This window comes from Pseudomonas alliivorans (assembly GCF_017826695.1).
GTDB classification, from domain to species: Bacteria; Pseudomonadota; Gammaproteobacteria; order Pseudomonadales; family Pseudomonadaceae; genus Aquipseudomonas; species Aquipseudomonas alliivorans.
This window is the reverse complement of sequence record NZ_JAFFZW010000009.1, coordinates 211,167-217,578: the sequence shown is the minus strand read 5'-3', so window position 1 is coordinate 217,578 and position 6,412 is coordinate 211,167. Positions and strand designations below refer to the sequence as shown.

General features: G+C 54.5%; 9 protein-coding genes and 4 tRNA genes. All 13 read left to right on the top strand.

Annotated elements, in window-relative coordinates; genetic code table 11:
• The first annotated feature begins 204 nt into the window (after positions 1-204).
• The 13 genes from birA (at position 205) to rplL (ending at position 6,345) form a co-directional block, all read left to right on the top strand.
• Positions 205-1,164 (top strand): bifunctional biotin--[acetyl-CoA-carboxylase] ligase/biotin operon repressor BirA, encoded by a 960-nt coding sequence (gene birA / locus JTJ32_RS21735; protein ID WP_210043244.1) that lies wholly within the window; start codon positions 205-207, stop codon positions 1,162-1,164.
• Positions 1,154-1,903, top strand: coding sequence for a pantothenate kinase (locus tag JTJ32_RS21730; RefSeq protein ID WP_210043232.1), 750 nt, complete (start codon positions 1,154-1,156; stop codon positions 1,901-1,903). The genes birA and JTJ32_RS21730 overlap by 11 nt, the downstream gene beginning before the upstream one ends.
• A gap of 7 nt (positions 1,904-1,910) precedes the next feature.
• A complete protein-coding gene (locus JTJ32_RS21725) occupies positions 1,911-2,339 on the top strand; it encodes an SPOR domain-containing protein (RefSeq protein ID WP_184323568.1) in 429 nt (142 codons plus the stop codon).
• A 142-nt stretch (positions 2,340-2,481) separates the two neighbouring features.
• Positions 2,482-2,566, top strand: a tRNA-Tyr gene (locus tag JTJ32_RS21720).
• Positions 2,567-2,590: 24 nt separating this feature from the next.
• Positions 2,591-2,664, top strand: a tRNA-Gly gene (locus JTJ32_RS21715).
• 26 nt (positions 2,665-2,690) lie between these two features.
• Positions 2,691-2,766, top strand: a tRNA-Thr gene (locus tag JTJ32_RS21710).
• Between the two features lie 164 nt (positions 2,767-2,930).
• Positions 2,931-3,006 (top strand) — tRNA-Trp (locus JTJ32_RS21705).
• A gap of 46 nt (positions 3,007-3,052) precedes the next feature.
• Positions 3,053-3,421 (top strand): preprotein translocase subunit SecE, encoded by a 369-nt coding sequence (secE, locus tag JTJ32_RS21700; protein ID WP_004883646.1) that lies wholly within the window; start codon positions 3,053-3,055, stop codon positions 3,419-3,421.
• Positions 3,422-3,430: 9 nt separating this feature from the next.
• Entirely contained in the window at positions 3,431-3,964 is a 534-nt protein-coding gene (gene nusG / locus JTJ32_RS21695; RefSeq protein ID WP_002555501.1) for a transcription termination/antitermination protein NusG, read from the top strand.
• Positions 3,965-4,082: 118 nt separating this feature from the next.
• Positions 4,083-4,514 carry a 50S ribosomal protein L11 gene (gene rplK, locus JTJ32_RS21690; protein WP_004883650.1) on the top strand — a complete coding sequence of 144 codons (432 nt, stop codon included), beginning with the start codon at positions 4,083-4,085 and terminating at the stop codon, positions 4,512-4,514.
• A complete protein-coding gene (rplA, locus tag JTJ32_RS21685; RefSeq protein WP_099227161.1) occupies positions 4,514-5,209 on the top strand; it encodes a 50S ribosomal protein L1 in 696 nt (231 codons plus the stop codon). Before rplK ends, rplA begins: the two co-directional genes overlap by 1 nt.
• A 195-nt stretch (positions 5,210-5,404) precedes the next feature.
• Positions 5,405-5,905, top strand: coding sequence for a 50S ribosomal protein L10 (gene rplJ, locus JTJ32_RS21680; RefSeq protein ID WP_099227160.1), 501 nt, complete (start codon positions 5,405-5,407; stop codon positions 5,903-5,905).
• A 74-nt stretch (positions 5,906-5,979) separates the two neighbouring features.
• Complete coding sequence (rplL, locus tag JTJ32_RS21675) at positions 5,980-6,345, top strand: 50S ribosomal protein L7/L12 (protein WP_004883656.1); 366 nt, start codon at positions 5,980-5,982, stop codon at positions 6,343-6,345.
• The last annotated feature ends 67 nt before the right edge of the window (positions 6,346-6,412 follow it).

The window sequence follows — 6,412 nt, the reverse complement described above, 5'->3', positions numbered from 1 at the left end:
GCAGTGAAACGATGCATCGCCGATGGTAGTGTGGGGTTTCCCCATGTGAGAGTAGGTCATCGTCAAGATTCAATTCCGAAACCCCTCATCGCTTGCGCGGTGAGGGGTTTTGTCTTTTTCGCGTTTCAAAAATCGCCCGTTCGTTTCTATGCATTGTGCTTCTGCGTGGCTATCATGCGTGCCTTATTGCAAGGCGATCCTTACATGCTGACGTTGTTGAAGCTTATTGCTGATGGGGCCTTTCATTCAGGACAGGTCTTGGGAGATGCCCTCGGAATCAGCCGAAGCGCCGTCTGGAAACAGCTTCAACTGCTCGAGACGGATCTGGGTATCGAAATTCATAAAGTGCGTGGACGAGGTTATAAGCTCGCCACGCCTATTTCTCTGCTGGATGGCGACGTGTTGTCGCATCTCGCTCTTCCGGATGGCTGGTCGTTTCATATCTGCGACTCTGTTGATTCCACCAATGCCGAAGCAGCGCGGCTTATCTCCCGTGATTGCAGCATGCCTGCTCTCGTTCTGGCTGAGCGGCAAACCTCGGGAAGAGGGCGGCGTGGTCGTAAATGGGTGAGCCCTTTTGCGGCAAACATGTATTACAGCCTGGTGCTTCGCATCGACGGCGGTATGCGCCAGCTGGAAGGTCTCAGTCTGCTCATAGGCCTGGCGGTCATGAATGTCCTTCGTGACATCGGTGTTGAGGGAGCGGGTCTGAAATGGCCCAACGACGTTCTGGTAGGTAGAAAGAAGATCGCCGGAATATTGCTTGAGTTGATTGGAGATCCTGCTGACGTTTGTCATGTGATAATCGGCGTGGGTGTCAATGTGAACATGCAGCTTTCCGCCGAGGTCGATCAGTCCTGGACATCCATTCGTCTCGAAACCGGTACGTTTGTGGATCGCAATGAGCTGGCTGCTCGAATGAGTCTGAAGATCGAGTCGTATCTGGTTGAGCACCGCCAAAAGGGATTCGAGGCATTTCGTGATGAGTGGGAGCGTGGTCATCTGTGGCAGGGATCGGCAGTTACGTTGCTCTCGGGCGTTGAACCTGTGAACGGCATTGTCTTGGGTATTGATGCGCTCGGCGCATTGCGTTTGGAAGTGGGTGGCGTGGAAAAAAGCTTTAGTGGTGGTGAGCTCAGCCTGAGGTTGCGCGATGATTCTTGAACTTGACTGCGGCAACAGCTTCATCAAGTGGCGTGTAATCGGGCGAAGCGATGCTGTGGTGCTGGCCGGTGGCGTCGTCGATTCGGACGGTGCGTTGCTGGACAGCCTTCAGAGGCTGCCTGATCTGACGTTGAGTCATTGTCGCCTGGTGAGTGTACGCAATGCTGCAGAGACAGATGCGCTGGTGTCTGTTCTCTCCAGTGTTTTCGGCGTAAGACCAGTCTGTGCCTTGCCGGCGCGTGAGCTGGCAGGCGTTGTGAATGGCTACGAGGAATTCGAGCGGCTTGGGCTTGATCGCTGGCTGGCCTTTGTGGGTGCCTACCATGGCGTTCAAAAGGCCTGTCTGGTCATCGATCTTGGTACTGCTGTCACGTCTGACTTCGTGGCTTCTGATGGCGGGCACCTGGGTGGGTTCATATGCCCCGGCATGCCCCTGATGCGTGATCAATTGCGTACTCACACGCGTCGTATAAGGTATGACGATGCAACGGCCCGGCGAGCCCTGACAGACCTTGTTCCTGGTCGTTCGACTGCTGAAGCGGTAGAGCGAGGTTGCTCTCTTATGATCCGGGGGTTTGCATTGACGCAGCTGGAGATAGCGAGGGCGTACTGGGGGGGGGAATTTGCCGTGTTTGTCACCGGAGGGGATGCGAGTCTGATCGCGGATGTCCTCCCGGGCGCGCGTATTGTCCCTGATCTGGTTTTTGTCGGTCTGGCCCTGGCTTGCCCGCTGCCCTGAGGTTTCTATGCGTTGGTTGTTTCTCCTTCTATTGATGTTGAATGGCTTTTACTACATCTGGCATCAGCAAGAGGCGCCTCTGCGGGCGAAGGAAGTGCTTCCGTTGTCATTGCATCGCGCTCCGCAACAGGACATACGCCTGCTCAGCGAGTCGGACCCCGCGCATTTGCCACGAGATGTCGATTCGAATTGCCTTTACCTGGGCGGTTTCTCGCGTCCGGAAGATGCTCGTGCGGTGGAGCAGCGACTCAACAGCCTGGACATTCAGTCACAGTTCCAGGCACTGCAGCCAGCCGCTGGTACGGGTTACTGGTTGAGGATCGCGCCCGAAAGTCGGCGCCTTGTCGAGTCGGGAGTGATCAATCAGCTGGCTCAGGACTTCCCTCAGCTAAAAAACAAAATAATGTCATGCGAGGGCATTGCAACTGCTGAATAGTTTGCATAGAATGGCGCCCGCTTCGCAGTGAGGTGAAAGTCTTGCAAACGAAGCAGAAAGCGTCAACGCATGTAACCTCAGGTTTTTACTGAGAAAAAGGTTGACAGAAGGGTGGCATGAGTTGAGAATGCTGCCCTGCTCAGGAGGGGTTCCCGAGCGGCCAAAGGGATCAGACTGTAAATCTGACGTCTACGACTTCGAAGGTTCGAATCCTTCCCCCTCCACCAGATTTAGCGCGAGCTGCAAATTGCGCGGGTATAGTTTAGTGGTAGAACCTCAGCCTTCCAAGCTGATGATGCGGGTTCGATTCCCGCTACCCGCTCCATGTTTGCAGCTTATGCAGATTGTATTGCTCTTGTAGCTCAGTTGGTAGAGCACACCCTTGGTAAGGGTGAGGTCAGCGGTTCGAATCCGCTCAAGAGCTCCATTGCTAAAGGCAGATATGAAAATATCTGCCTTTGTTTTAGGTAGGTGCGCAGTGCGCCATTTACCTGGAGCTGTTCAAGTCGGTGCCATTGGTTGGTGAGATTTGAATAAGGTGTTGAAATACTGTTGTCAGGTCCGCATAATGGTCGGCCTGATTTTGCTTTTAGGTCAGTAGCTCAATTGGCAGAGCGACGGTCTCCAAAACCGTAGGTTGGGGGTTCGATTCCCTCCTGACCTGCCAGATTTCCTAGATGTAATCTGGCTTTCTTTTCACAGGATCTCCGTAGATGAATCCCAAGGCTGAAGCATCAGACTCTCGCTTTGATATGCTGAAGTGGCTCCTCGTAGTCGTTTTGGTCGTCGTGGGTGTTGTCGGTAATCAGTACTATTCTGCTGAGCCGATCCTGTACCGTGTTCTCGCTCTCCTTGTTATCGCTGCTGCAGCTGCGTTCGTCGCTCTGCAGACTGGCAAGGGCAAGTCTTTTTTCGTTCTGGCGAAGGAAGCGCGTGCCGAGATCCGTAAAGTCGTTTGGCCTACTCGCCAAGAAACCACGCAGACCACGCTGATTGTTGTGGCTGTTGTTCTGGTTATGGCGTTGCTGTTGTGGGGGCTTGATTCCCTGCTCGGCTGGCTTGTTTCCTTGATTGTTGGCTAAGGGTGTCCCGTGGCTAAGCGTTGGTACGTAGTGCATGCTTACTCGGGTTACGAGAAGCATGTCATGCGCTCGTTGATCGAGCGTGTGAAGCTCGCAGGCATGGAAGATGGCTTCGGCGAAATTCTGGTTCCCACTGAAGAAGTGGTTGAGATGCGTAATGGCCAGAAACGCAAAAGCGAACGCAAGTTCTTCCCTGGTTACGTGCTGGTTCAGATGGACATGAATGAGGGTACTTGGCACTTGGTCAAGGATACCCCGCGTGTCATGGGCTTCATCGGCGGTACCGCTGACAAGCCTGCACCTATCACAGACAAAGAGGCAGAAGCGATTCTGCGTCGTGTCGCCGACGGTAGCGACAAGCCGAAGCCGAAGACTCTGTTCGAGCCGGGCGAGGTTGTTCGTGTTACCGACGGTCCGTTTGCCGATTTCAACGGCACGGTCGAAGAAGTTAACTACGAAAAGAGCCGTATCCAGGTGGCGGTGCTCATTTTCGGACGCTCTACTCCGGTAGAGTTGGAGTTCAGTCAGGTCGAAAAGGCATAACTGAGCTGGAATCCCATACCCCGCAGCCTAAGGCTGTGGGGTTTTTTCGTCACTGGGATATACGCGTAAGCAACCGGGGAGCCTTTATTGGCGCTTGAACCCGTAATTGGAGTGCCTCATGGCCAAGAAGATTAGTGCATACATCAAGCTGCAAGTGAAAGCCGCTCAGGCTAACCCAAGCCCGCCAGTAGGCCCGGCTCTGGGTCAGCACGGTGTGAACATCATGGAATTCTGCAAAGCGTTCAACGCCCGTACTCAGGGTATCGAGCCAGGCTTGCCGACTCCAGTGATCATCACTGTATACAGCGATCGTAGCTTCACTTTCGAAACAAAAAGTACCCCTGCGTCGGTTCTGCTGAAGAAAGCTGCAGGTCTGACCAGCGGCTCGGCTCGCCCGAACACCGTTAAAGTTGGCACCGTGACCCGTGCTCAGCTGGAAGAAATCGCAAAAGCAAAAAATGCGGATCTGACTGCTGCTGACATGGATGCGGCCGTGCGTACCATCGCCGGTTCCGCTCGTAGCATGGGCCTTAACGTGGAGGGTGTGTAATGGCTAAGCTGACCAAGCGTCAAAAGGCAATCGCTGGCAAGATCGAAGCTGGCAAGGCCTACAACTTTGTAGACGCAGCTGCTCTGCTGACCGAGCTGTCGACTGTCAAGTTCAGCGAGTCCGTGGACGTCGCTGTAAACCTGGGTGTTGATCCTCGTAAATCCGACCAGGTAGTTCGTAGCGCTACCGTTCTGCCGCACGGCACTGGCAAAACTGTACGCGTTGCAGTTTTCACCCAGGGTCCTGCTGCTGAAGCCGCTCTGGCTGCTGGCGCTGATCGCGTTGGTATGGACGACCTGGCTGCCGAAATGAAAGCCGGCGACCTGAACTACGACGTGGTTATTGCTTCCCCGGACGCAATGCGTGTTGTTGGTCAGTTGGGTCAGGTTCTGGGTCCTCGTGGCCTGATGCCTAACCCGAAGGTCGGTACTGTTACTCCTGACGTTGCTAACGCCGTCAAGAATGCCAAGGCTGGTCAGGTTCGTTATCGCACCGACAAGAACGGCATCATCCACACTTCCGTTGGCAAGGTCGGCTTCGACGCCGTCAAGCTGAAGGAAAACGTTGAAGCGCTGATCGCTGATCTCAAGCGTATCAAGCCGGCTTCCTCGAAAGGTATCTACGTCAAGCGCGTTACTTTGAGCACCACTATGGGCCCAGGCCTGGTGATCGATCAGGGCTCGCTGGACGCGTAAGACAAAGGCGGCACGTCTGACGTGCCGCCGAAAAATTGGGGTCCCTGCCTGGCGGGGGCTATCCAAGACCGTAGGCGACGCAAGTCTTAAAACTCAAGCCTACGCAGATGGTGCTCCCGGTTCCTTACCGAATCAGACACCAAAACGACATCAGGCTTCGGCCAGGTGAAACGGTAACAAGCAGGAGTTAAACCCGTGGCAATTAAACTCGAAGACAAGAAGGCCATCGTCGCTGAAGTCAACGAGGCTGCCAAAGCTGGTCTGTCCGCAGTCGTGGCTGATGCCCGCGGCGTGACAGTCGGCGCTATGACCGGACTCCGTAAAGAGGCTCGTGAAGCTGGCGTTTACGTACGTGTTGTACGTAACACCCTGCTCAAGCGCGCTGTTGCCGACACTGATTTCAGTGTCCTCAACGACGTGTTCACAGGCCCGACCTTGATCGCATTCTCCAACGAACACCCGGGCGCTGCTGCTCGTCTGTTCAAGGAATTCGCAAAAGGTCAGGACAAGTTCGAGATCAAGGCAGCTGCGTTCGAGGGCAAGTTCCTCGCAGCTAATCAGATCGATGTACTGGCAACCCTGCCGACCCGTGACGAAGCAATTTCTCAGCTGATGAGCGTGATTCAAGGCGCTACCAGCAAGTTGGCTCGTACTCTGGCGGCTGTTCGCGACCAGAAAGAAGCAGCTGCAGCCTAAGGGTTCGCCGCTTCTCGCGTTTTTTGTTTTTTTCGATGGTCGCGTAGGCCGTCCCCAAATCAGGAATTAGAGTCATGTCTATCTCTCAAAACGATATCCTCGAAGCCGTTGGCAACATGTCCGTAATGGAAGTTGTTGAGCTGATCAAAGCTTTCGAAGAAAAATTCGGCGTTACTGCTGCCGCTGCTTCGGCTGGTCCAGCTGTTGCTGCTGCTGTTGTTGAAGAGCAAACTGAATTCAACGTCATGCTGCTGGAAGCTGGCGAGAAGAAAGTTAACGTCATCAAGGCAGTTCGTGAACTGACCGGTCTGGGCCTGAAAGAAGCCAAGGCAGTCGTTGACGGCGCCCCAGCAATGGTTCTGGAAGCTGTTGCCAAAGACGCAGCTGACAAAGCCAAAGCTACTCTGGAAGAAGCAGGCGCTAAAGTCGAGCTGAAATAAGCATCGATTTGAGTGTCCAGCCCACGCATCTAGCGAACGGCTGATGGCTGGTGGCTTTTGCCACCGG